A 25,023-nucleotide genomic window follows, 5' to 3' on the forward strand; every position below is an offset into this window, starting at 1 on the left:
TATCCAAAGCAACCGGCTATATTGGAAAACGGATCGGTAGCTGGATTGGCAGCAGCGTGGGTAATCTTATCGAGGGAGGGTTTGGCACCAACGACAGCGCGGCTGCCTGAGCAATAACCTGACAGCCAATAATCCGGCCTGCGGGCCGGATTATTCCTGCTATACCAGCGCGCCGTAAATAGTCAGCAGCGCCACCACTACCACGATCACCAGCGACACTTTCTTGGCCAGCGCAACGGCAATTCGCGGCGTTTGCACCTTGTCCGTATGCAGATCGCGCGCCAGCGAAAACTGCGCCAGTCGGGTCAGCACCTGATATTGCGAGGTATGCCGGTCGCCCAATGAAGCAAACCAGGCCGGCAGCGCGCGTTCGCCATGTCCCAATAAGGCATAGGCAACTCCCGCCAGTCTTACCGGGATCCAGTCAACGCAGTGCAGAATAGCATCCACGCCGGATTGCGACCGTTCCAGTGGCGTATAACGACGCGCCAGCCAGCTCTGCCACGCGCGCAGAAAAGCATATCCCACCAGCAGAACCGGTCCCCATGGGCCGCCCACGACAAACCAGAACAGCGGTGCCAGATAAAAGCGGTAGTTAATCCACAGCAGCGCATTTTGCAGTTCGCAGAGATATTCGCGCTCGTTACACTCCATCGGCAGGCCGTGGATCAGCGTCAGCTCTTCTGCCATGGCGCTGTGCGCGTCCGTATCGTTATGGCTGGCCGCTTTCAGATAGGCATGATAATGCAGCCTTACCGACCCCGCACCGATGCACAACAGCCCAACGGCAATCCAGAACAGCAGCTGTAAAACGCCGAAAAAAAGGCCCTTCAGCGCCAGTAAACAGAGTGCGACCACCGCCATCGCCGCCAGCGTCATCGCCAGCGTGCGCAGCAGCGAAAAGCGCCGCTGACGACGGAACAACCGGGCCAGATGGTGATCCAACTGCCAGTGCTCGCCCATTTTAAACAAGCGTTCCCAACCCAGAACCAATAACAAACTAAAAAGCGTCATGCCTGTTACTCCTGCTGTACAGCGGAGGGATCGTGCTCCAGCCCGCTCCGAAATCTTTCCCAGTCAAACGCCGGTCCGGGATCGGTTTTTCTTTCCGGCGCGATATCACTATGCCCGGTAATATTTTCGACTATTTGCGGATAGTGCTTTGCCAGTAAACGGGTCACCGCCTGCAAAGCCTGGTATTGCGCATCGGTATAGGGCAGCACATCGGTGCCTTCCAGCTCAATGCCAACAGAAAAATCATTGCAGGCCTCCCGTCCCTGATAGCAGGAAACGCCCGCATGCCAGGCGCGTAAATCAAAAGGCACGTACTGGATGATTTCACCATCGCGACGGATCAGGCAATGCGCGGAAACCCGCAGATGCGCGATATCCGCAAAGTAAGGATGGGCCCCGGCATCCAGCTGGCCGGTAAATAGCGCATCGATCCACGGGCCGCCGAACTCGCCCGGCGGCAGGCTGATATTATGAATAACCAGAAGCGTGGGCGTTTCGTTTTGCGGGCGCTGATTAAAATGCGGCGACGGCACCCGCTTCACGCCGGTCAGCCAGCCTGACTGCAACTGCATGGCCTGCTCTCCTTTTCTATAGATAACATCAGAGTAACATGAATCCCTGACGCGGGAAGCCTCGCCGCCGCAGAAACAGCTCGAGGGAAGTTTCGTCGCTTTTTGCCCTGTCAGGCGGCAAAAAATCGGCTGCCCTGGCGCAGTAACCGACTCGCCAGCCGCGGGTAAAAAAGCTAGCATGGTTCTCTCTTCAATCCGCCCTTTTGGAGTTTGACCATGACAACCCGTCGCTACGATGCGGACAGCCGCCGTGCCGCGCTGTTGGAACGTATTAAGGATGATATTCCTCCTGCCGTCGCCCTGGCGCTGCGAGAAGACCTGGGCGGCGAGATCGACGCCAGCCGGGATATTACCGCCAGCCTGTTACCAGAAGATGCCCGCTCTCATGCCGTAGTGATTACCCGTGAACCGGGTATTTTCTGCGGGAAACGCTGGGTCGAAGAAGTTTTTATCCAGCTTGGTAATAAGACGCAGATGATTTGGCACGTGGAGGATGGTGACGCGATCGTCGCCAACCAGCCGCTGTTTGAAGTAACCGGCCCTTCCTCGCTGATACTGACAGCGGAACGCACCGCGCTGAATTTTGTCCAGACGTTATCCGGCGTGGCGACCGAGGTCAGCCGCTATGTGGCGATGCTTGAAGGTACCAAAACGCAGCTGCTGGATACGAGAAAAACGCTGCCGGGACTGCGCACCGCGCTGAAGTATGCCGTGCTGTGCGGCGGCGGCGCTAACCACCGACTGGGCCTTTCCGACGCTTTCCTGATCAAGGAAAACCATATTATCGCCACCGGTTCAGTACGCCAGGCCGTGGAAAAGGCGTTTTGGCTGCATCCGGACGTGCCGGTGGAAGTTGAGGTTGAATCGCTGGACGAGCTTAGTCAGGCGATCGAGGCCGGGGCGGATATCATCATGCTGGATAACTTCAGCGTTGAGCAGATGCGGGAAGCGGTGCGCCTGACCAACGGCCGCGCGCTGCTGGAGGTTTCCGGCAACGTCACCGACGAGACGCTACGGACTTTCGCCGAAACGGGCGTGGATTACATCTCGGTCGGCGCGCTAACCAAGCACGTGCGGGCGTTGGATCTCTCCATGCGCTTTCGCCCCGCTGCCGCCCATTAATTTTACCTGTCATTTTAACGCCGTCTCCGGATGGCGTTTTCGCTCCCATCACTGAATTTTGCGAGCCGTCTTCCCGCCTTTTTGTCTGCTGATGTAATAGCGAAAGAATTCCTGCTGCCCTTCTTCGGAAACGTTTTTTTGCCGCTGGCCTGCGTTTTTTTTCAGCGGTACGTTGCTGACTCCTTAAACACATGGAAGTCAACATCATGAAAAATCAGCAGGGATTTACCCTGGTCGAACTAATGATAGTTATCGCTATCATCGCCATTCTCAGCGCTATCGGCCTGCCGGCTTACCAGAACTATCTGCAAAAAGCCGCGCTGACCGATATGCTGCAAACGGCGATGCCTTTTAAAACCGCCGTGGAACTGTGCGCCATCGAGCACGGCGGCGCGGAAAGCTGTAGCGCAGGCAGCAACGGCGTGCCGTCCGGGAAAGGGTCGCGCTATGTTGCCACTGTGGCCGTGCAGGGCGGCGCGCTGACGCTGACGGGCCAGGAGAGCCTGAATGGCCTGACGGTAACAATGAAACCGCAGTGGGACGGTGCCGAAGGCCAAATCGGCTGGCAGCGCACCTGCGCCACCCAGCAAACGGGGCTGAAAGAAGCCTGTGAAAATATCTTCCGCTTTGACGATGACAGCGAGGTGGCGGAATGACAGCGTCTTCCTCTCTGCAGGCCGTCGAGGCCCTTTGTCAACGTCATCACGCCGTGGTGCTTTCGCTTACGCCGCAGCGGCTGCACATCGCGATGGCGACGCCGCCCTCGGCCGATATGATGGCGGCGCTGCGTTTTACCGCTCAGGGCGCGATTGAGATTGAGTACTGGCCACCGGCGCGACTGGAACAGTATCGACAGGATCGTCCGGCCGCCTCGGAACCTGCGGCGGCACATAGCGAAACCACCATCCAGCGTATCGACAATCTGTTGGCGCTGGCGATACAGCAGCGCGCGTCAGATATCCACATCGAACCTCAGGCCGACGCGTTACGCATCCGTTTTAGGGTGGATGGCGTGCTGCAAAACGTGCCGACTTCGCCAGCCGACAACGCCGCGGCGCTGCTGGCAAGGCTGAAAATAGTCGCTAACCTGGATATCGCCGAACGCCGGATCCCGCAGGATGGCCAGTTCACGCTGGCGCTGTTGGGAAAACCCGCTTCCTTTCGCCTCTCGACGCTGCCCACGCGCTGCGGTGAAAAAGCGGTTATCCGACTGCTGCAAACTGACACCCAGTCCGTGTCGCTGGAGAATCTCGGCATGTCGCCAGCGGCGCTGCGCTGCTTTCGCGAGGCACTGGCGAGGCCGCAGGGGCTGATTCTGGTTACCGGCCCTACCGGCAGCGGGAAAACCTTTACCCTTTACAGCGGGCTGAGCTCGCTTAACACGCCGGGCCGCAACCTGTGCAGCGTGGAAGATCCCGTGGAAATCCCGCTGCCGGGCGTTAATCAAACCCAGGTACATCCTAAAACCGGACTTGATTTCAACCGCGTGCTACGCGCTCTTCTGCGTCAGGATCCCGACGTAATTATGATTGGCGAAATCCGCGATGCGGAAACGGCGGAAATCGCCATCAAGGCGGCGCAGACCGGCCATCTGGTTCTGTCGACTTTGCATACCAACTCCACGGCGGAAACGCTGACCCGGCTAAGGCAAATCGGCATTCCCGGCTACCAGCTTGCCTCCGCGCTAAAGCTGGTTATCGCCCAGCGTCTGGTACGCCGTCTCTGCCCGCACTGTCGCGAACCCGCCGAAGCGCTGGCCCATTTCCCTCAGGTTCTCTGGCCGGGTACGGTGCAAAACTGGCGCGCCGTCGGCTGCGAACGCTGCTATTCCGGCTTTTATGGCAGGCTGGCGCTGTTCGAGCTGCTTCCCGTTAATGCGCGGCTGCAAAATGCTATCGCGACCGACAGCGCTCAGGAGGCGCTGCTGAAAATTACCCGGCAGCAAAATATAAACTCGCTGTTTGTAGAAGGACTACATAGCGTGAATAAAGGCGAAACCACGCTGGCAGAGCTGAATCGAATTGTCGGTAATGACGATGACTGATCCGCTGTTAGTGGAATGGCAGGCCATGGACAAAGAAGGCGCTTTTCATCAGGGAGCCTGTTTTTGCCGTGGCCGCCAGGAAGCAACAGAACGGCTCATGGCGCTCGACCTGCTGCCGCTAAAGGTTAGCAAAGGACGCCGCTATCGCGCCGGCGACTGGAAATGGCAGCACAAGATTACCTTTTTCCGCGAGCTGGCTACGCTTTTGCAGGCAGGCATGACGCTTTCTGCCAGCCTGCGGCTGACGGCTGAAGGCCATGCCGATCCCGGCTGGCAGGCTTTACTCACGCAGATAGAGCAAAGCGTGTCGGAAGGCATACCCTTTTCACAGGCGCTGGCCGACTGGCCTGTAGTTTTCCCACCGCTCTACCCTGCCCTGATCGCGGTTGGCGAACTGACCGGCAGAATGGACGAATGCTGTCTGCGGCTGGCCGGTCAGCAGGAAAGAGAACAACAGCTGCAAAAGAAAGTAATGAAAGCGCTGCGCTATCCGCTGTTTGTGGTCGCCGTCGCGCTGCTGGTCAGCATCGGAATGCTGGTGTTCGTTTTGCCGGAGTTTGTAGCTATCTATCATTCCTTTAACGCGCCGCTACCGGCCTTTACCGCAGCCATAATCGCCCTTTCAGAGGGGCTACAGCGTTATGGCATGCTTATTTTGCCGCTGGCCTTCGGCGGCCTCGCTTACTGGCGCTGGCAAAGCCGCCGCCTGCCCGTCTGGCAGCGTAACGAGCAGCGATGTCTGTTACAGCTGCCGCTTATCGGCAGGCTTTATCGCGGCGGCCAGCTCAGCCGTATCTTTCTGACCCTGACGCTGACGCAGCAGGCTGGTCTGACGCTGTTGCAGGGGCTGCAGGCGGTAGAGAAAACGCTCGATCATCTGCTGTGGCGGGAGGCGATAGTCGCCCTGCAGCAGCATATCGCCGCCGGTAACCCGCTGTATCGGGCGCTGGCACAGCACGAGCTTTTCACGCCGCTGTGCTACCAGCTGATAAAAGTGGGCGAAGAGGCTGGCGCGCTGGACAGCCTGCTGCTGCGGCTGGGGGAATGGCATGAGGCCAGCACGCATGAGCTGGCGGATAATCTGGCCGCCGCGCTGGAACCGTTAATGATGATCGTTACCGGCGTGCTGGTCGGCACGCTGGTAGTCGCGATGTACTTGCCCATCTTTAACCTGGGCGATGCTTTGGGATAGTGACCGTTTTGACCAGGCGATGTATTCACACAGAGGACGTATTAAGACAGACAACGCTTTGAGACAGGAGACGCCTTGAGACAGACAATGCTTTAAGGCAGACAATGCTTTGAAGCAGGCAACATTTTGGGACAGGCGACGCTTTAAGGCAGGCAAAGTGATGCCGTTCTACCAGACAGGGTGTGAAAGCGACAGCGTAAAAGCCTGCCGCTCAGCGCAAGCGGCAGGCCGGTTAGCAATATTACTTATCGATTGAACACCCGGTTTTCCTGCTCCGCCACGCGGATAAAGGTCGTGCGCTTGGTCAGCTCTTTCAGCCGCTCAGCGCCAACGTAGGTACAGGCAGAGCGCAGGCCGCCAAGAATGTCTCGCGCCGTGTTGTCTACCGGGCCGCGAACGGGAAGCTTAACGGTTTTGCCTTCTGCCGCCCGATAGCCCGCCACGCCGCCAACGTGCCGGTTCATCGCAGATTCAGAACTCATGCCGTAAAACAGCATAAACTGCTCGCCGTCCTCTTCCACCAGCGTGCCTTCGCATTCATCATGCGCGGCCAGCATCCCGCCGAGCATCACAAAATCGGCGCCGCCGCCGAAGGCTTTCGCCACGTCGCCCGGTACCGAACAGCCGCCGTCGCTGACAATTTGACCGCCCAGCCCATGCGCCGCATCCGCACATTCAATTACGGCGGAAAGCTGCGGATAGCCTACGCCAGTTTTCACCCTTGTAGTACAGACAGATCCGGGGCCGATGCCCACCTTCACGATATCGGCACCGGAAAGGATAAGCTCCTCCACCATTTCGCCCGTCACTACGTTACCCGCACAGATAGTTTTATCCGGGCAGGCCTCGCGAGCGCGCTGTAAAAACTCGACAAAGTGTTCGGAGTAGCCGTTAGCAACGTCAATACAAATGAAATTTAACGCGGGCGACAGCGCGAGGATCTGCTGCATTTTAACGAAATCGGCATCGGAAGTGCCGGTAGAAACCATCACGTATTGCAGTACGCTTTCAGGTACGCGAGCGATAAAGGCCTGCCATTGTGCCACGCTATAATGCTTGTGAACGGCGGTAAGGACCTGGAATGAGGCCAGCGCTTCCGCCATGCTGAAGGTGCCGACGGTATCCATATTGGCGGCAATGATCGGCACGCCTGACCAGGCGACGCCGGAGTGTTTGAAGGTGAACTGACGGTTCAGGTCAACCTGTGAACGACTCTTCAACGTGGAACGCTTGGGGCGGATCAGGACATCTTTAAAACCTAGCTTAATATCTTCTTCAATACGCATAAATCACTTCCTGGTTGATGGCGCAATCTGATGATTGGGTGCTGCTGCCAGCTCCAGTAGCCTTATCATACGCGCTAAAAACGCACGGACAAGACTGCGAAAACAGGTTTATTTAGGCTACAATCCCATAAATTTATCTGTGATTCTCTTATGTGATCTGCACCCCACTTTTAGCGGCCGCGTCAATGCTGGCCTGAGCGGATGCGGCCACATCGGAGCCGTGAGAATCGGGACTATGAGCTATACTGTTGCGCTGACCGGCGGTATCGGCAGCGGGAAAACCACTATCGCTAACGCCTTCGCGGCCAGAGGCGTGGATATCGTTGACGCCGATATTATTGCCCGTCAGGTCGTGGAGCCCGGTCAACCCGCGCTGAAAGCGATACAAGAGCGGTTCGGTGCGGCGGTCATTCGCCCGGACGGCTCGTTAGATCGCGCCGCGCTGCGTCAGCGGATTTTTAGTTCCGCGCAGGAAAAAGCCTGGCTGAACGCCCTTCTGCATCCGCTGATCCATAGTGAGACCCGTCGCCAGCTGGCGTTAACCCGCTCCGTCTGGTGCCTGTGGGTCGTTCCTTTGCTGGTTGAAAACAATCTGCAACAGCTGGCCGATCGGGTGCTGGTTGTGGATGTCGATCGCGAAACGCAGCTGGCGCGTACCATGAGCAGAGACCACATCAGCCGTGAACAGGCTGAACATATTTTGGCTGCGCAGGCCACGCGTGAAGCGCGACTTGCCGTAGCCGACGACATTATCGATAACGGCGGCACACCTGATGATGTGGTCGCCAAAGTTGCCCGGCTGGATCAGCGCTATCGCCAGCTTGCCGGAGCAACAGATCAGGATTAAAGCATGAGCACAACGGTTTTATTTGAGTACCCATTAAATGAAAAAATGCGGACCTGGCTGCGCATTGAATTTTTGATGAATCAGCTGGACAGCAGCCGCACCATCGTCGATTCAGTCAGCGCGCTAACTTTTTTCCGCAATGCGGCCGAGCTGCTGGATGTATTTGAACGCGGCGAACTGCGTACCGAAATTGTCAAAGAGCTGGATAAGCAGCAGCAGAAGCTGCGCTCCTGGGCAGAAGTGCCGGGCGTGGATATGGATCTGGTGCATAAGCTGCACGACAGTCTGAAAACGCGTTCGACTGCGCTGATGGCCGCTCCGCGTATGGGACAGATGATGCGGGAAGATCGGTTGATCGGACTGGTGCGTCAGCGCTTAAGTATTCCCGGCGGCTGCTGCAGTTTCGACCTGCCTACGCTGCATATCTGGCTGCATATAGAACAGGAGAAACGGGACAGTCAGGTTGCGCTGTGGATGAACTCGCTGGCGCCTATCCGCGACGCGCTGACGCTGATTTTGGACTTAATTCGCCAGTCGGGCGCTTTTCGCCATCAGACCAGCCTGAACGGATTTTATCAGGACAATGCGGAAGGCGCCGATCTGCTGCGCCTGCAGCTGATGCTGGAGGACTCGCTTTATCCGCAGGTTTCCGGCCATAAAAGCCGCTATGCTATCCGCTTTCTGCCGCTCGACAGCGAGCACGGCGAGGTGCCGGCGCGCCTCGATTTTCAACTTGCCTGCTGCTGAGGTAACGATCAATGAATGAAGTCATCACTGTAAACTGTCCAACCTGTGATAAAGAGGTTATCTGGGATGAGCTGAGCCCCTGGCGGCCCTTCTGCAGCAAGCGCTGCCAGCTGATCGATTTGGGCGAATGGGCTAACGAAGAGAAACGTATTCCCAGCGAGGGCGATCTTTCCGACAGCGATGAATGGAGCGAAGAACCGAAAGATCGCTACTGAAAGCCTACTACCAGGAAGATGACCGCTGGCTGAATATGGCCCTTTTCAGCCAGCAGCGAGGCAATATCGTCTACGTTGACCCGCTCTGAAGACGAACAATATCGCCTGTATCAGCCCCGGCCTGCAGATGAGAAATATCGCTCAAATTAGCCTGTGTCTGCAGGCAACGATATTGCCTGAATCAGCACGGCCTGCACACGAGAAATATCGCTCAAATTAGCCCGGTTTGCAGGCAACGATATCGTCTGAATCAGCACGGCCTGCGAGCGATATCGCCTGAATCCACCCAAGCCTACGGGCAACGATCGCGTCTAAATCAGTCCGGCCTGCAGGCGAGCGATCAGTTCTGCATTGGCGGGAGGAAATTCTTGCGCCACCAGCGCCTGCTGCGCGACCCAACGTTGCGGCTGCCCTTCACGTCCCCACGGTTCGCCCTGCCAGGCCTCTACCAGAAAGAAATGCAGCGTGACCTGTAGCTCGCTGTCCGTATGGCTGGCCATACCGCAGGCCGATGCGCTCAGCGGAGTGATGCCCGTTTCTTCCTGTAGCTCGCGCTTCAGCGCCTGTTCCGGCGTTTCGCCTGCTTCGATTTTCCCGCCGGGAAATTCCCATCGGTTAGCCATATGGGATTTAGCGGAGCGCTGGGTTAGAAATATTCTTTTCTGCCCGTCACGAATGATGCCTACTGCCACCTGTAAATGCTTCATAACTGTTCTCTGGATTGCCTGAAGTACGCCGCCACTATTCCAGCGTTGCGGCACAATCGCAAGCCCGATTGTAAACTGCGAGCCGTTACGAAAATCAGCTATGTAACAGCATGAAAATGGCCGAAGGCCGGTACGGCAGTAAAAACAAAGCGTAGAATTTCGTTTCAGGGAAGCCCGTCTTAAGCAAAGCAGACAGGCACGGCGACGTCTGCCGACTCACGGATAAGAGGAGAGAAATATGCGCCGCATCTTTAGCCTTCAGGTAAACATGCTCATGCTGCCAGCGCTACTGGCAGTGACAACAATCGTCATAGCGCAGCTGCCTCTGAGGCTGTGGCTGCCGGCGCTGCTGCTAAGCTGGACGTTATTAGCACTGGCAGTCGTGGATTATCGCCTGTTTCTGCTGCCGGATATGCTGACGCTGCCGCTGCTCTGGCTTGGACTGCTTGCCAGCACGATCGGATTGCTGCCGGGCCTGACGCCGGAGCAGGCCGTTTATGGCGCAGCGGCGGGTTACAGCACGCTTTGGCTGCTCTCGCGCGGCTATTGGCTGCTGAGAAACAAAGAGGGGCTGGGGCTGGGCGATGCCAAATTACTGGCGGCGCTGGGCGCCTGGACGGGCCTGGAGCGGCTGCCCTGGATCGTGCTGCTGGCGACGCTTATCACCTCAGCCGCGCTTTTTGCCGCGTGGCTGATGTTCAGGCATCCGCTTAATGCGCCTTTCCCTTTTGGGCCTGCGCTGGCCTTTGCAGGCTGGACGATATTTCTCTGGCTCTATGGATAACGGCCAGGAGGCCGGCCCTGACGTGGCAAAGACTATAACTGGCATAACACGGCCTCGCTTTGGCAAAGACTATAACTGACGCAAGGTGAGCTGGCTTTAGTAAAAATTATGTGGCTGTGGCTGTGGCTGTGGCTGTGGCTGTGGCTGTGGCTGTGGCTGTGGCTGTGGCTGTGGCTGTGGCTGTGGCTGTGGCTGTGGCTGTGGCTGTGGCTGTGGCTGTGGCTGTGGCTGTGGCTGTGCAAGAGCGTACTGGTTTGCCCTGTCTCTCCGCCATAAAAAAAACCGGGGAATTCCCCGGTTTTTTAAAGCGTGGTCAGCAATACCCGTCAGGCCAGGCGGCCGTGACACTGCTTATATTTTTTTCCTGAGCCGCAAGGGCAAGGATCGTTACGTCCGACTTTGCGCTCGCCGGTCTGCTCAGCCAGCGCCATCGCTGCTTCCGTTTCGGTATCCACATGGCTCAGCTGCTGCTGCTGCGCCAGACGCTCGGCTTCTTCACGACGCTGCTCTTCCATCGCTTCGACTTCTTCCGGCATCCGCACCTGCACCTTGCTCAGCGTGCTGATCACCTCATACTTCAGCGACTCCAGCATTGCGGCGAACATGGCGAAAGACTCGCGCTTGTACTCCTGCTTAGGATCCTTCTGCGCATAGCCACGCAGATGGATGCCCTGACGCAGATAGTCCATTGCAGCCAGATGCTCTTTCCACAGCGAATCCAGCGTTTGCAGCATCACGCCTTTTTCAAAGTTGCGCATCATCTCAATGCCGACCACTTCTTCTTTACGCTGATACTGCTCTTTGGCCTGCGTCATAATACGTTCGCGCAGCGTCTCTTCATGCAGGTCAGGCTCTTTGTCCAGCCACTCTGCAATCGGCAGCTCCAGGTCGAAATCGTTTTTCAGACGTTCCTGCAGGCCTGGCACATCCCACATCTCTTCCAGCGACTGCGGTGGAATGTAGGTATCGATCGTGGTTTTAAACACGTCTTCACGGATGCTGGTGATAGTTTCCGATACGTCGGAAACGTCCAACAGCTCGTTACGCTGGGTGTAGATAGCGCGACGCTGATCGTTAGCCACGTCATCATATTCCAGCAGCTGCTTACGAATATCAAAGTTACGGCTTTCCACTTTGCGCTGTGCATTGGCAATAGCTTTGGTCACCCACGGATGCTCAATCGCTTCGCCCGGCTTCATGCCCAGTTTACGCATCATATTAGAGACGCGATCGGAGGCGAAAATACGCATCAGCGCATCTTCCATCGACAGATAGAAGCGTGAGGAGCCGTTATCGCCCTGACGACCGGAGCGGCCGCGCAGCTGGTTATCGATACGGCGTGATTCATGACGCTCGGTGCCGATGATATGCAGACCGCCGGAAGCCAGTACCGCATCGTGACGCACTTTCCAGGCGCTCTTGATCGCTTCGATCTGCTCAGGGGTTGGATCGGTCAGCGCGGCGATTTCCGCCTGCCAGCTGCCGCCCAGCACGATATCCGTACCGCGACCCGCCATGTTGGTTGCGATGGTAACCGCGCCCGGCTGACCAGCCTGCGCCACGATATCCGCTTCACGGGCGTGGAACTTGGCGTTCAGCACCTCGTGTTTGATCCCGGCGCGAGTCAGCTCGGCTGACACCACTTCCGATTTCTCAATAGAGATCGTTCCCACCAGCACCGGCTGGCCGTTAGCGGTACGCTCGCGGATATCTTCAATGATCGCGTCGATCTTCTCTTTCTCGGTCATATAGACCAGATCCGGCAGATCTTTACGCACCATTGGGCGGTTGGTCGGCACGACAATCGTTTCCAGCTTGTAGATAGAGCTGAACTCAAAAGCCTCGGTATCTGCCGTACCGGTCATACCGGCCAGCTTGTCGTAAAGGCGGAAATAGTTCTGGAAGGTAATAGAAGCCAGCGTCTGGTTTTCGTTCTGGATCTCCACGCCTTCTTTCGCTTCTACCGCCTGATGCAGACCATCCGACCAGCGACGGCCCTGCATGGTACGACCAGTATGTTCATCGACGATAATCACTTCGCCGTCTTTCACGATATAGTCCACGTCGCGGGTAAAGAGCGCATGGGCGCGCAGCGCCGCCGTGACGTGGTGCATCATCATGATGTTGCCTGGCGAATAAAGCGACTCGCCCTCTTCCATGATGCCTTCGCTGACCAGCAGCTCTTCCACCTTCATCAGGCCGCGCTCGGTCAGATGCACCTGACGCCCTTTTTCATCCACGGAGAAGTCGCCTTCGCCCTGGAAGGTGTCGGAGTCTTCTTTGTCCTGACGGATCAGGTGAGGGATGATTTTGTTAACTTTGATATAGAGTTCGGAGCTGTCTTCCGCCGGGCCGGAGATAATCAGCGGCGTACGCGCTTCATCGATCAGGATGGAGTCGACCTCATCTACCAGCGCATAGTTGAGCTTGCGCTGTACGCGATCCTCAGGGCTGAACGCCATGTTATCGCGCAGATAGTCAAAGCCATATTCGTTGTTGGTGCCGTAGGTAATATCGGCAGCGTAGGCTTCACGTTTGGCCGGAGCAGGCATTCCCGGCAGGTTGATGCCGATGCTCAGTCCCAGGAACTCGAACAGCGCGCGGTTGTTTTCCGCATCACGCTGCGCCAGATAGTCGTTGACCGTGACGACGTGCACGCCTTTGCCGCTAAGGGCGTTCAGGTAAGCAGGCAGCGTAGCGGTCAGGGTTTTACCTTCACCGGTACGCATTTCCGCGATGCAGCGATCGTTCAGTACCATGCCGCCCAGCAGCTGCACGTCAAAGTGACGCATGTTAAAGACGCGCTTGCTGGCCTCACGTACGGTCGCAAAGGCTTCCGGGATCAGGTTTTCCAGCACTTCGCCTTTTTCCAGACGCGCGCGGAACTCGGCGGTCTTCGCCTTCAGCTCATCATCGGACAGCTTCTCAAAGTCCGGTTCCATCTTGTTGATCTGCTCAACCACTTTGCGCATACGGCGCAGCGTACGGTCGTTACTGCTACCAAAAACCTTGGTTAATAATTTGATTAACATAAACAATATTCTCTCAGCCACTGCTTCTACAGCGCATCACTAAACTTTTAATGGGGGAACTATAGTCGATTTATGCGAGAGAGACAGGCCCGGCGCGAATGCCCTGCACGCTGGCCAGCCACAGGCCGGTCTGATAGCGAGGCGCGTCGGTTGTTTGCTGCGGCGTGGTCTGGCGAACAATCGCGGGCGGTCTGGCTTCATGCGTGAGTAGCGCATTCAGCGTGTCCAGCAGCGCCAGCCGATGCACCTCAAGCGGCGTGGCCTGCTCAATAACGGCAGCGGGCGTCAGCGTAAAAGAGAGATGGCGAATAACGGTGCGGATGGCGTGTTGATGCCAGTAATCCACATTAAAGCTGGCGCGACGCGCGTTCAACAACGCAAGGCTGTCGAAGCGCACGCTATTATTGATATTCAGGCTTCTGGAAGCCGTTTCTGGTAAGGTATCACCTGAGGCGTGAGGCAGACCAAAGCTCGCCGCGACCATCCCCAACAGGAGATGCGGCCAGAAGTAACGTCTGCCAAATTGTCGCCAACAATTAAGAATACCCACTGTTTTCCGCCGGAGCCTGCTATGCGCGATAGTCGCCCGCAATCAATTGAAAGTTTTTTCGAAGCTGCCGAAGGCCAGAGTATGCTGCAATCCATTCAGCAACGCGCTATTGCGCTGAATAAGCTGAACCGTGCGTTGCAGGGTATTATCCCGGCTCAGCTGCATCCCTGGTGCCGCGTGGCGAATTTCCGCCAGGGCGTTCTGGTGCTTGAAACCGCTAATGCCAGCTGGATGATGCGCTTACGCTATGAACAATCCAGCCTGCTGTCAGCTTTACGAGCGCAAATATTACCATCATTGACGTCAATCGACATCAGGATAAATCCAACGATGGCGGCAAAAGCTCAGGAAAACGCGCAGGAAAACAGCGTTCGGCCAGCAAAAGAGAATAATCTGGGGCGTCAGCTTAGCGAAGAGAGTGCGGAAATTTTACGGGGAGTCGCGAGCCGTAGCCCGGAAAAACTAAAGAAAACATTAGAACGACTGGCCTTGCTGGCCGGAGAGAGTACCCGCTCAACCAGTCGTCATAAATAGTGCTTAAGCCAGCACCAGGTTTGGCGCACGGAAGGTCACCGGCAGCTCGGCTTCGTCTTCAAACGTTGCCCATTCCCAGGCTTCCTGCTTCGCCAGCACGGCCTGCAGCAGCTTGTTGTTCAGCGCGTGACCACCTTTGAACGCGGTAAACGCGCCAATGATGTTGTGTCCGCACATAAACAGGTCGCCGATCGCATCCAGCATTTTGTGACGCACGAACTCGTCCTCAAAACGCAGGCCGTCTTCGTTCAGCACGCGATAGTCGTCCACCACGATGGCGCAGTCGAAGCTGCCGCCCAGGCAAAGACCGCGAGACTGTAACGCCTCGATGTCGCGCATAAAGCCGAACGTACGGGCACGGCTGATTTGACGCGCAAAGGCTTCAGCGGAAAAATCCATGCTGTAGCGCTGTGAGCTGGCGTCGATAGCCGGGTGCTTAAAGTCGATGGTGAAATCGAGCTTAAAGCCGTTGTGCGGGACCAGTTCGGCCCATTTGTCGCCGTCTTCAACCCGGACAGGCTGTTTGATGCGTACAAATTTTTTCGCGCAGTTCAGCTCCTGAATACCCGCGTCCATCAGCAGATAAATAAAGGGCGCCGCGCTGCCATCCATAATAGGGATTTCAGGCGCGTTAACTTCCACCACGATATTATCAATGCCGAGGCCGGCAAGGGCCGCATTCAGGTGCTCGACCGTGGAAATACGCACGTCATGCTCGTTGACCAGACAGGTACAGAGCATGGTATCACGCACGGATTTGGCATCAGCCGGGAAATCAACCGGTGGATTCAAGTCAGTGCGACGATAGATGACCCCGGTGTTAGCCGGCGCAGGGCGTAGCGTCAGAGTGACTTTCTTGCCGGTATGCAAACCGACGCCAGTCGCCTGAACAATACGTTTTAATGTCCGTTGTTTGATCATCGCATTATCTCGCAAAATTACTCATCCGACCGCCAGTATAAATCACTGACGGGCGAACACTTTAACACAAAGAGCGGAGAACCCCAACCTTCAGGGAATTCTTAGTCCGCCTGCTTACGCAGGAAGGCCGGAATATCCAGATAGTCAGGCTCTTTGTTGGTTTGCGTGCCGGGCTCGTTGACCACCTTCGCCGCAGGCTTTTGTTCCTGAGGCAGCGGCGCCATACCGTGCTGCTGATAACGATGATCCATAACAGGCTGAGTCTGTGCCTGCTTGTTGGTCACCAGCGTGATTTCCGGACGTTTGTCCATGCCGATGCCGGTTGCGACCACGGTCACACGCAGCTCGTCGTTCATTTCCGGATCCAGCGAGGTACCGATAACCACGGTCGCGTTGTCGGAAGCGAAGGCGCGGATAGTGTTACCCACGGTTTCAAATTCATCCAGACGCAGGTCGAAACCAGCCGTGATGTTGACCAGTACGCCGCGCGCGCCGGAAAGGTCGATATCTTCCAGCAGCGGGCTGGAGATCGCCATTTCGGCCGCTTCTTCCGCACGGTCTTCGCCGCACGCCACGCCGGAGCCCATCATTGCATAGCCCATTTCGGACATCACGGTGCGCACGTCGGCAAAGTCGACGTTCATCAGGCCCGGACGGGTAATCAGTTCGGCAATGCCCTGCACTGCGCCTTTCAGCACGTCGTTAGCCGCGCCGAACGCGTCCAGCAGAGAAATACCGCGACCCAGCACTTTCAGCAGCTTGTCGTTTGGAATAGTAATCAGAGAATCGACATGCTTGGAGAGCTCGGCAATACCCTGCTCCGCGAAAGCCATACGCTTCTTGCCTTCAAAATTGAAAGGCTTGGTCACGACGGCCACGGTCAGGATACCTAAATCTTTGGCTACTTCGGCCACGACCGGCGCGGCGCCGGTACCGGTGCCGCCGCCCATACCTGCGGCGATAAACACCATGTCCGCGCCTTCCAGCGCCTGACGTAATGCTTCACGATCTTCTTCCGCTGAATTGCGTCCTACTTCCGGGTTTGCCCCGGCACCCAGACCCTTGGTAATCCCGTTACCGATTTGGATGGTCTGGCCTACTGCCGTTTTGCGCAACGCCTGAGCGTCGGTGTTAACGGCAAAGAATTCTACGCCTTCGATGCGCTCACGCACCATATGCTCTACGGCGTTACCGCCGCCGCCGCCGACGCCGATGACTTTAATCACCGCGTCATTGGTTAATTCCATAGGTTCAAACATAATTTCTCTCCGTTATGTGCCTGTCGCCTGGAGATCATAAAATAAGCCTAGCATGATCTCCTTTTCTCTAAATTAAAACTCTTTTTTCAGCCAGCTGTTGATTCGCTTGAACCAGTTGCCCACTGACGCTCTTTTTTCCACATCCGCCTCACCGTTAAGATGAGACTCTTTTCCGTAGTGCAGCAGCCCGACAGCCGTCGAGTAGTAAGGCTCCTGCGCATAATCTGTTAAGCCGGTGATATTCAGCGGCTGGCCGATGCGTACCTGCGTATGAAACACGCGCTGCGCGCAGGCCGCCAGGCCTTCAATCTGCGCTGCACCGCCGGTCAGGACGATGCCTGCGGCCAGGTGATGCTTGACGCCCTGCTGACGCAGCTGCTCCTGCAGCTGTAAAATCTCGTCGTTGACCAGGTTCAGCAGCTCGGTATAGCGCGGCTCAATGACCTCTGCCAGCGTCTGGCGCTGCAGGCTGCGCGGCGGCCGACCGCCCACGCTGGGCACCTCGACGTTTTCGTCTTTGCCGACGATGGAGCCGAGCGCGCAGCCGTGACGCACTTTAATGGCTTCCGCATCGGTCGGCGGCGTGCCGAACGCATAGGCGATGTCGCTGGTGACCACGTTGCCCGCATACGGGATAACCTTGGTGTGGCGCAGCGCCCCGCCAGTATAGACCGCGATATCCATTGTGCCGCCGCCGACGTCCACAACGCAAACGCCCAGCTCGCGTTCATCTTCGGTCAGCACGGCGAAACTGGAGGCCAGACCGGCGAAAATCAGTTGGTCAACTTTCAGGCCGCATCGTTCAACCGCTTTAACGATGTTTTTCGCCATATCGTTATGGCAGGTGATCAAATGGACTTTCGCCTGCATACGCACGCCCGATAAGCCTACCGGATTTTTGATCCCTTCCTGATAATCGATCGCATATTCTTGCGGAATAACGTGCAAAATCCGGTGTTCGTCACGAACACGCACGGATTTCGCGGTGTGCACCACGTTTTCCACATCTTCCTGGGTCACTTCCTCTTCTGAAATAGGAACCATCCCTATTTCGTTCTGACAACTGATGTGTTTTCCGGACAGCGCCAGATAAACCGACGAAATCTGGCAGTCCGCCATCAGTTCGGCCTGGTCAATTGCACGCTGTACGCACTTGACGACCGACTCCAGGTCGTTGACGCCGCCTTTATCCATGCCGCGAGAAGGACAGCTACCCACCCCGATGATATTGACCATACCATCGGGCAAAACTTCCCCTACCAAAGCGGCGACCTTCGCGGTGCCGATTTCCAGTCCAACTACCAGTTTTCTGTCCGTCGCCTTGATCATTGTTGTTTAACCTGTGCCTGATTCTGTTGCTTATTACCGTCAGTGGTCTGAATAAGTGGCGGTGCCCAGCCTACTGCCGCGCCAGAGTCGTATCGCAGGTCCACATAACCGATCCGCTTATTTTCCGCTTGCGCCTGCTGCTGGAGCGTCGGCCAGAGCTGAATGAAGCGTTTCAGCCGCTTCATATCCTCGTTGCGTCCCAGTTCCAGACGCGTATCGTCATCCAGCACCAGCTGCCATGAACGCCGCGCCGTCATTGACGCCGCCTTCAGCTTAAATTTTCCGGCGGCCAGCATAGCGTCCATCTGATGGTAGCCTGCCAGCACTTCGGATTCGCTGCCTTCCGGCCCGTAAAGCATCACCATCTTCTCTTTGCCGAGGTGATTAGCCGGCACGCTGAACGATTTTCCCGTTGCATCAACCAGATGCAGGTCATTCCAGCGGGCAACGGGCACATATTCAACCAGATGAATCTTTAATTCGTCCGGCCACTGCTTACGCACGCTGACCTGTTGGATCCAGGGCAGCCGTTCGATCTGCTGCTGGATAACATCCACGTCCTGCGACATAAAAGTGCCAGGCTCGCCCAGCGACAGGATAGCCTGACGAATATCGTCGTTGGTGGTGTAGTGCATTTGCCCCGTCACCACCAGCCTGGACAGCGGCAGCCGGGACGCGTCGTTCATCCAGCGTACCACTACGTAACCGCCTGCCGACATCACGCCAAGCACTATCAACAGGAAAAGAATGCCGGCCAGCCGCGAGCCGTTGCTGCGGCCGGTGCGCGCTTTTTCCTGCGCCTCGCGATTGCGAACATTCAGAGCAGCCTGGGACATATCAGTCCGCCAGTTCCAGAATGCGGGCTACCAGCTGCGAAAAGCTCATGCCGGCCTGCTTAGCGGCCATCGGCACCAGGCTGTGGCTGGTCATGCCGGGCGAGGTATTCACCTCCAGCAGGTAAAACTGGCCGTCGCCGCCCATCATCAGATCGACGCGTCCCCAGCCGCTACAGCCCAGCGCGCGCCACGCTTTAATCACGATCTCGCTCAGTTCCGCTTCCCGCTCGGCCGATAAACCGCTTGGACAGAAGTACTGCGTTTCGTCAGAAAAGTATTTTGCTTCATAGTCATAGAACTCCGAAGCCACCTGAATACGAATGGAAGGCAGAATATCGTCGCCGATCACCGCTACGGTGTATTCCGGGCCGCTCAGAAACGCCTCTACCAGCACGTCGTCGTCGTGACGGAAAGCCTCGGTCAGCGCAGCCTGAAGCGAGTCAGCGTCGTTAACGCGGCTGATGCCGACGCTGGAGCCTTCGCTGCTGGGCTTAACGAAAACCGGCAGGCCCAGCGCTGCGATACGGGCGCGGATCTCGTCGTTAAGCCCGGCGTCCATCTCTTTACGGGTAATCGCCACGTAAGGCGATACCGGCAGGCCGCAGCCCTGCCACAGGCATTTGGTGCGCAGCTTGTCCATGGTAATGGCGGAAGCCATCACGCCGCTGCCGGTATAGGGAATAGCCAGAAACTCCAGCAGCCCCTGCAGGGTGCCGTCTTCGCCGCCGCGACCGTGCAGCGCGATAAAAGCTTTATCGAAGCCTTCTTCTTTCAGGCGCGTTACCGGAAAATCACGGATATCGACGGCATGCGCGTCGATGCCCGCCTCAAGCAGTCCGCTCACCACGGCGTTGCCCGACATCAGGGAAACGTCGCGTTCCGCAGAAGTGCCACCCAGCAATACCGCTACTTTCTCAGCCATGATGTTTACCTTCTTTCTGCGGTTGTAACTTATTTTCAGCAAGCGTGCGGGCAATACGACCAACGTTGCCCGCGCCCTGCACCAGAATTAAATCGTTGCCGGACAGCTTCGGCGCCAGCATTTCCAGCACGGCGTCATGGTCCGACACCAGGATAGGATCCACTTTGCCGCGCCCACGGATGGTGCGGCACAGCGAGCGACTGTCGGCACCGGGGATCGGCGTTTCGCCAGCGGAGTAAACGTCCAGCATCAGCAGCACATCCACCTGAGACAGCACGTTCGCGAAATCGTCATAGAGATCGCGGGTGCGCGTATAGCGATGCGGCTGGAAGATCATTACCAGCTGCTTGTCCGGCCAGCCCGCGCGGGCCGCTTTGATCGTGGCGTCAACTTCCGTGGGATGATGACCATAATCGTCAACCAGCATCGCGGTGCCCTGCACGCCGTTCACTTCCTGTAGCGGATACTCGCCCAGGAAATCGAAGCGACGACCGGTGCCCTGGAAGCTTTCCAGCGCGCTCAGGATTTCTGCATCGTCAATGCCCTCTTCCGTCGCGACGGCTACCGCGGCGGCGGCGTTCAGCGCATTGTGGCGGCCAGGCGCGTTCAGCGTCACCTGCATCAGCGGCTTATCTTGGCGGGCCAGCGTGAAGTGGCCCTGCGCGCCGTGCTGCTCGTAGCTGGCGATACGCACGTCGGCATCTTCGCTAAAGCCGTAAGTGGTGATCTGGCGGCCTACGCGCGGGATCAGATCGCGGATCACCGCGTCATCCACGCAGAGCACCGCGCGGCCATAGAACGGCAGGTTGTGCAGGAAATTGATAAAGGTCTGCTTCAGGTTCTCAAAATCGCCCTGATAGGTATCCATGTGGTCAGCTTCGATATTAGTGACGATAGCCACCATCGGCTGAAGGTGCAGGAAGGACGCATCGCTTTCATCCGCTTCCGCAATCAGATAGCGGCTGCTGCCCAGACGCGCATGGGTGCCGGCCGCTTTGACCAGGCCACCGTTAACGAAGGTCGGATCCAGGCCGCCTTCCGCATAAATGCTGGATACCATGGCCGTGGTCGTGGTTTTTCCGTGCGTCCCGGCGACGGCGATGCCGTGACGGAAGCGCATCAGCTCGGCCAGCATTTCCGCCCGACGGATCACCGGAATGCGGGCTTCACGCGCCGCGATAAGTTCCGGGTTATCCTGCGACACCGCGGTGGATACCACCACCACGCTGGCATCGCTGACATTTTCAGGACGATGGTTAAAATAGATGGTCGCTCCCAGCGCGCTCAAATGCTGCGTGACCGCATTCGGCGCCAGATCGGAACCGCTGATTTCATAGCCTTCGTTGGCCAACACTTCGGCAATACCGCCCATGCCGGCACCACCGATGCCAACAAAGTGAATGTGCCGGACGCGACGCATCTCGGGCACGATAGAACGCAGTTTTGCCAGTTGTTGTGTATTCATCTCTTTCTGCCTGTCGGTACCTGCTGGCACCCTGTTCCGGGACAAGTCTCGTCCTGTGCTATAGCGCCGCTTTGCTGACTTCGGCTGCGACACGCTCGGTCGCATCCGGGATCGCCACGGCACGGGCCTTCGCTGCCATCGCCATCAGCGTTGGGCGCTCCCATGCGGCCAGCGTCTGCGCCACGGTGTCAGCCGTAAACTGCGGCTGCTCGTAAATTTTTGCCGCGCCCGCTTTTTCCAGCGGCAGCGCGTTCCAGTACTGCTGACGATCTTTATGCTGAAACGGCACGAAGATCGCCGGTAAGCCTGCGGCGGCCACTTCGCTGACCGTCAGCGCGCCGGAGCGACAGACGATAACGTCCGCCCAGGCGTAGGCCGCTGCCATATCGTCAATAAATTCGGTGACTTTATGCTGCGTCTGTCCAACCTTACCGTAGGCGTCGTTGACTTCAGCCAGCGCGCCTTTGCCCGTCTGGTGCCACAGCGTAATGCTGTCGCCCAGCTTCGCGGCCACCTGAGGCAGCGTCTGGTTCAGCACGCGGGCGCCCTGGCTGCCGCCGATAACCAATACGCGAACCGGGCCGCTGCGATCGGCCATACGTTCAGCAGGCAACGGCAGAGCAAGCACGTCTGTCCGTACCGGGTTGCCGACCACATCCGCATCAGGGAACGCGCCGGGAAACGCCTGCATCACTTTTTTGGCGATTTTCGCCAGCCACTTATTGGTTAATCCGGCGATGCCGTTTTGTTCATGCAGCACCACCGGAATACCGCAGCTCCACGCCGCCAGGCCGCCCGGCCCGGAAACGTAGCCGCCCATGCCCAGCACCACGTCCGGTTTATAAGCCTTCATGATCGCGCGGGCCTGGCATACGGCGTGGAAAATCCGCAGCGGCGCGGCCAGCTGCGCCTTCAGCCCTTTGCCGCGCAGGCCGCTGATGCGAATAAAATCGATGTCGATGCCGTGTTTCGGCACCAGATCGGCCTCCATACGGTCAGCCGTGCCGAGCCAGCGCACCTGCCAGCCCTGCGCCATCAGATGGTGCGCCACCGCCAGCCCCGGAAAAACGTGTCCTCCGGTGCCGCCGGCCATAACCATCAGTCGCTTCCCTTTCATCGACTACCTCGCGTAAACGCCTGGGCTTTTGCCAGACGCGTTTCATAATCTATGCGTAACAAAAATACGATGGCGGTTGACATAATTATCAGGCTGGAGCCGCCGTAACTGATCAGCGGCAGCGTCAGGCCTTTGGTCGGCAGCATACCTGCTGCGGCGCCAACGTTAACCAGCGCCTGGAAGCTAAACCAGACGCCGATAGAGCAGCCCAGAAAACCGGCGAAGCGCTGGTCAAGCTCCAGCGCGCGGCGCCCGATAGACATCGCGCGAAAAGCGACGAAGAATACCATTAACAGCGCTAAAACCACACCGATATAACCCAGCTCTTCACCGATAATCGAGAAGATAAAGTCGGTGTGCGCTTCCGGTAAATATTCCAGTTTCTGTACCGAGTTGCCCAGCCCCTGGCCCCAGAATTCGCCGCGGCCAAACGCCATCAGCGACTGGGTCAGCTGGTAGCCGCTGCCAAAGGGATCTTCCCACGGGTTCCAGAAAGAGGTGACGCGCCGCATACGGTAAGGTTCGGCAATAATCAGCAGGCAAACCGCAAAAATACCGGAGCCGATGATCGCCAGAAACTGCCATAATTTTGCGCCAGCCAGGAACAGCATCGCCAGCGTGGTGACAAACAGCACCACCACGGTACCCAGATCGGGCTGCGCCAGCAGCAGGACCGCCAGCACCACCATCACGCCCATCGGCTTGCAGAAACCCCAGAAGTTGTTGCGCACTTCCTCTACCTTGCGCACCAGATAGCTGGCGAGATAGCAGAACAGCGAAAGCTTGGAGAGCTCCGCAGGCTGGATACGCAGCGGGCCGAGCGCAATCCAGCGCGAGGCGCCGTTTACCGAACTGCCCACCACCAGCACAATCAGCAGCATCACCACCGTGACCAGCAGCATAATGTTGCTGTAGCGCTGCCAGAAAGCCATCGGCACGCGCAGCGTGACCAGCCCGATGCCGAACGCCAGCACGATGTAAAAGGCATCGCGCTTGGCGAAGTAAAAAGGATCGTCCGATAAACGCTGGCCCACCGGCATGGAGGCCGACGTCACCATCACGAAGCCGATAATCGCCAGCCCTATCGTCAGCCAGAGCAGCGTGCGGTCGTAAAGCACCATGGTGCTGGCATCGCTCTCGCGCGAGCCCATCACCCACTCTTTCAGGCGTTCTGACAGCCAGCTGGCAACGCTTAAACCCGGAACACGCATCAGCCCAGCTCCTTTGCCAGTCGAGTGAACACGTCGCCGCGCTGCTCGAAGTTTTTAAACTGATCGAGGCTGGCGCAGGCCGGCGACAGCAGCACCATATCGCCCGACTGCGCTTTGGCGGCAATCTGCTGCATGGCTTCCTGCATCGTTGCGGTCTGCACTGCCCTTTCCGGGCGCAGCGCCGCCAGCGCGGCCGCATCCCGACCAAAGCAGTAAATTCTGATGTTATTGCCCTGTAAGTAGCGAGCCAGCGGAGTGAAGTCGGCGGATTTGCCGTCGCCGCCCAGCAGCAGCCAGAGCGTGCCCTGCACGGTCAGACCGTTCAGCGCCGCTTCGGTGCTGCCGACGTTGGTCGCTTTGGAGTCGTTGATCCAGCGAATGCCGTTACGCTCGTGCGCCAGCTGGAAGCGGTGCGCCAGGCCGGTAAAGGTAGTCAGCGCTTTCAGGCTGGAGGCGCGAGGCAAACCCACGGCATCGGCCAGCGCAAGGGCCGCCAGCGCGTTAGTGTAGTTATGCTGGCCGACCAGGGACATCTCGCTGGTGTTCAGCACTTTTTCGCCCTTAACGCGCAGCCAGGTGCTGCCCTGCTGGCGCGTCAGGTGATAGTCGCCGACGTCGACGCCAAAGCTGATGCAGCGTTTATCCGCGCCGCGTACCGGCATGGTCATCGCATCGTCCGCATTCACAATGCACGCGTCTGCCTGTTCGTAAACGCGCAGCTTGGCCGCCCGATACTGCTGCATCCCGAACGGATAGCGATCCATATGATCTTCCGTCACGTTCAGGATGGTCGCCGCCGCCGCTTTCAGGCTGTGGGTCGTTTCCAGCTGGAAGCTGGAGAGTTCCAGCACGTAGAGCCGGGCGGGCTGAGCAAGCAGCATCAGCGCCGGCAGGCCAATATTGCCGCCCACGCCGACCTGCCAGCCTGCGGCTGTAGCCATCTCGCCCACCAGCGTGGTCACGGTGCTTTTGCCGTTAGAGCCGGTGATCGCCACAATCGGCGCCTGCGCCTCGCGGCAAAACAGCTCGATGTCGCCTACGATCTCCACGCCCGCTTTCGCCGCCGCCGTCAGGGACGGATGCGACAGCGCCAGCCCGGGGCTGGCGACAATCAGATCGGCGCTTTGCAGCCAGTCGTCGTTCAACGAACCCAGCCAGCGTTCCACTTCTGCTGGCAGCTTTTCCAGGCCCGGCGGAACAAGTCGGGTATCCATGACGCGCGGCGTGACGCCACGCGCTAAAAAGAAGTCAACGCACGACTGCCCGGTCAATCCCAGACCGATAATGACGACTTTTTTACCCTGGTAATCAGTCATT

Annotated in this window: 25 protein-coding genes; 10 read left to right on the plus strand and 15 right to left on the minus strand. The window is 57.8% G+C overall.

What is annotated here, in order from left to right; translation table 11 throughout:
- Nucleotides 1-159: 159 nt before the first annotated feature.
- Both ampE and ampD read right to left on the minus strand, forming a co-directional pair.
- A complete protein-coding gene (gene ampE, locus AB6T85_RS10585; RefSeq protein ID WP_253455263.1) occupies nt 160-1,014 on the minus strand; it encodes a beta-lactamase regulator AmpE in 855 nt (284 codons plus the stop codon).
- A 5-nt stretch (nt 1,015-1,019) separates the two neighbouring features.
- A complete protein-coding gene (gene ampD / locus AB6T85_RS10590) occupies nt 1,020-1,586 on the minus strand; it encodes a 1,6-anhydro-N-acetylmuramyl-L-alanine amidase AmpD (protein WP_253455264.1) in 567 nt (188 codons plus the stop codon).
- Nucleotides 1,587-1,802: 216 nt separating this feature from the next.
- On the opposite strand from ampD, the gene nadC reads away from it, so the two are divergent.
- From nadC to hofC, 4 genes are all read left to right on the plus strand, one after another.
- Nucleotides 1,803-2,708: a carboxylating nicotinate-nucleotide diphosphorylase gene (gene nadC / locus AB6T85_RS10595; protein ID WP_301730707.1), complete on the plus strand. Its 906-nt coding sequence runs from the start codon at nt 1,803-1,805 to the stop codon at nt 2,706-2,708.
- Between the two features lie 206 nt (nt 2,709-2,914).
- The gene (ppdD, locus tag AB6T85_RS10600) at nt 2,915-3,364 is read left to right on the plus strand and encodes a prepilin peptidase-dependent pilin (RefSeq protein ID WP_253455266.1); all 450 of its coding nucleotides are present in this window, start codon (nt 2,915-2,917) and stop codon (nt 3,362-3,364) included.
- Nucleotides 3,361-4,752 carry a type II secretion system protein GspE gene (gspE, locus tag AB6T85_RS10605; RefSeq protein ID WP_369895524.1) on the plus strand — a complete coding sequence of 464 codons (1,392 nt, stop codon included), beginning with the start codon at nt 3,361-3,363 and terminating at the stop codon, nt 4,750-4,752. Before ppdD ends, gspE begins: the two co-directional genes overlap by 4 nt.
- Entirely contained in the window at nt 4,745-5,944 is a 1,200-nt protein-coding gene (hofC, locus tag AB6T85_RS10610) for a protein transport protein HofC (protein ID WP_369895525.1), read from the plus strand. The genes gspE and hofC overlap by 8 nt, the downstream gene beginning before the upstream one ends.
- 245 nt (nt 5,945-6,189) lie before the next feature.
- Here the strand turns inward: hofC and AB6T85_RS10615 are convergent, their stop codons facing one another.
- Nucleotides 6,190-7,230 carry a GMP reductase gene (locus AB6T85_RS10615; protein WP_369895527.1) on the minus strand — a complete coding sequence of 347 codons (1,041 nt, stop codon included), beginning with the start codon at nt 7,228-7,230 and terminating at the stop codon, nt 6,190-6,192.
- Nucleotides 7,231-7,465: 235 nt separating this feature from the next.
- Between AB6T85_RS10615 and coaE the strand changes: the two genes are divergently transcribed.
- The 3 genes from coaE to yacG are packed head-to-tail and all read left to right on the plus strand — an operon-like array spanning nt 7,466 to nt 9,039.
- Nucleotides 7,466-8,077 (plus strand): dephospho-CoA kinase, encoded by a 612-nt coding sequence (gene coaE / locus AB6T85_RS10620; RefSeq protein ID WP_369895528.1) that lies wholly within the window; start codon nt 7,466-7,468, stop codon nt 8,075-8,077.
- A 3-nt stretch (nt 8,078-8,080) separates the two neighbouring features.
- Entirely contained in the window at nt 8,081-8,824 is a 744-nt protein-coding gene (gene zapD, locus AB6T85_RS10625; RefSeq protein WP_125289008.1) for a cell division protein ZapD, read from the plus strand.
- 11 nt (nt 8,825-8,835) lie between these two features.
- A complete protein-coding gene (gene yacG, locus AB6T85_RS10630) occupies nt 8,836-9,039 on the plus strand; it encodes a DNA gyrase inhibitor YacG (protein ID WP_253455270.1) in 204 nt (67 codons plus the stop codon).
- Nucleotides 9,040-9,350: 311 nt separating this feature from the next.
- On the opposite strand, the gene mutT is transcribed toward yacG, so the two are convergent.
- Nucleotides 9,351-9,746, minus strand: coding sequence for an 8-oxo-dGTP diphosphatase MutT (mutT, locus tag AB6T85_RS10635; RefSeq protein WP_253455271.1), 396 nt, complete (start codon nt 9,744-9,746; stop codon nt 9,351-9,353).
- Between the two features lie 238 nt (nt 9,747-9,984).
- Between mutT and AB6T85_RS10640 the strand changes: the two genes are divergently transcribed.
- Nucleotides 9,985-10,530, plus strand: a complete 546-nt coding sequence (locus tag AB6T85_RS10640; protein ID WP_253455272.1) for a prepilin peptidase — start codon at nt 9,985-9,987, stop codon at nt 10,528-10,530.
- 108 nt (nt 10,531-10,638) lie between these two features.
- Entirely contained in the window at nt 10,639-10,806 is a 168-nt protein-coding gene (locus tag AB6T85_RS10645) for a hypothetical protein (RefSeq protein ID WP_301730710.1), read from the plus strand.
- A gap of 50 nt (nt 10,807-10,856) precedes the next feature.
- On the opposite strand, the gene secA is transcribed toward AB6T85_RS10645, so the two are convergent.
- Both secA and secM read right to left on the minus strand, forming a co-directional pair.
- Nucleotides 10,857-13,562: a preprotein translocase subunit SecA gene (gene secA / locus AB6T85_RS10650; RefSeq protein ID WP_253455274.1), complete on the minus strand. Its 2,706-nt coding sequence runs from the start codon at nt 13,560-13,562 to the stop codon at nt 10,857-10,859.
- A 70-nt stretch (nt 13,563-13,632) separates the two neighbouring features.
- Complete coding sequence (secM, locus tag AB6T85_RS10655) at nt 13,633-14,112, minus strand: secA translation cis-regulator SecM (RefSeq protein ID WP_253455275.1); 480 nt, start codon at nt 14,110-14,112, stop codon at nt 13,633-13,635.
- Between the two features lie 21 nt (nt 14,113-14,133).
- On the opposite strand from secM, the gene AB6T85_RS10660 reads away from it, so the two are divergent.
- The gene (locus AB6T85_RS10660) at nt 14,134-14,646 is read left to right on the plus strand and encodes a DUF721 domain-containing protein (RefSeq protein WP_125289002.1); all 513 of its coding nucleotides are present in this window, start codon (nt 14,134-14,136) and stop codon (nt 14,644-14,646) included.
- Nucleotides 14,647-14,649: 3 nt separating this feature from the next.
- On the opposite strand, the gene lpxC is transcribed toward AB6T85_RS10660, so the two are convergent.
- The 9 genes from lpxC to murD form a co-directional block, all read right to left on the minus strand.
- Nucleotides 14,650-15,567 (minus strand): UDP-3-O-acyl-N-acetylglucosamine deacetylase, encoded by a 918-nt coding sequence (gene lpxC, locus AB6T85_RS10665; protein WP_125289001.1) that lies wholly within the window; start codon nt 15,565-15,567, stop codon nt 14,650-14,652.
- A gap of 101 nt (nt 15,568-15,668) precedes the next feature.
- Nucleotides 15,669-16,826, minus strand: coding sequence for a cell division protein FtsZ (gene ftsZ / locus AB6T85_RS10670; protein ID WP_125289000.1), 1,158 nt, complete (start codon nt 16,824-16,826; stop codon nt 15,669-15,671).
- A 72-nt stretch (nt 16,827-16,898) separates the two neighbouring features.
- Nucleotides 16,899-18,155: a cell division protein FtsA gene (gene ftsA, locus AB6T85_RS10675; RefSeq protein ID WP_125288999.1), complete on the minus strand. Its 1,257-nt coding sequence runs from the start codon at nt 18,153-18,155 to the stop codon at nt 16,899-16,901.
- Nucleotides 18,152-18,991, minus strand: a complete 840-nt coding sequence (gene ftsQ, locus AB6T85_RS10680; RefSeq protein ID WP_253455276.1) for a cell division protein FtsQ — start codon at nt 18,989-18,991, stop codon at nt 18,152-18,154. The genes ftsA and ftsQ overlap by 4 nt, the downstream gene beginning before the upstream one ends.
- A gap of 1 nt (nt 18,992) precedes the next feature.
- Complete coding sequence (locus tag AB6T85_RS10685) at nt 18,993-19,913, minus strand: D-alanine--D-alanine ligase (protein ID WP_253455277.1); 921 nt, start codon at nt 19,911-19,913, stop codon at nt 18,993-18,995.
- Nucleotides 19,906-21,378 carry a UDP-N-acetylmuramate--L-alanine ligase gene (gene murC / locus AB6T85_RS10690; RefSeq protein WP_301730712.1) on the minus strand — a complete coding sequence of 491 codons (1,473 nt, stop codon included), beginning with the start codon at nt 21,376-21,378 and terminating at the stop codon, nt 19,906-19,908. Before murC ends, AB6T85_RS10685 begins: the two co-directional genes overlap by 8 nt.
- 58 nt (nt 21,379-21,436) lie before the next feature.
- Nucleotides 21,437-22,495 carry an undecaprenyldiphospho-muramoylpentapeptide beta-N-acetylglucosaminyltransferase gene (gene murG / locus AB6T85_RS10695; RefSeq protein ID WP_369895531.1) on the minus strand — a complete coding sequence of 353 codons (1,059 nt, stop codon included), beginning with the start codon at nt 22,493-22,495 and terminating at the stop codon, nt 21,437-21,439.
- Nucleotides 22,492-23,706, minus strand: a complete 1,215-nt coding sequence (ftsW, locus tag AB6T85_RS10700; protein WP_253455280.1) for a cell division protein FtsW — start codon at nt 23,704-23,706, stop codon at nt 22,492-22,494. The genes murG and ftsW overlap by 4 nt, the downstream gene beginning before the upstream one ends.
- Nucleotides 23,706-25,022, minus strand: a complete 1,317-nt coding sequence (gene murD, locus AB6T85_RS10705; RefSeq protein WP_369895533.1) for a UDP-N-acetylmuramoyl-L-alanine--D-glutamate ligase — start codon at nt 25,020-25,022, stop codon at nt 23,706-23,708. The genes ftsW and murD overlap by 1 nt, the downstream gene beginning before the upstream one ends.
- Nucleotide 25,023 lies beyond the last annotated feature (1 nt).

Origin of the sequence: Erwinia aeris (genome assembly GCF_041224955.1) — a bacterium.
GTDB classification, from domain to species: domain Bacteria; phylum Pseudomonadota; class Gammaproteobacteria; order Enterobacterales; family Enterobacteriaceae; genus Erwinia; species Erwinia aeris.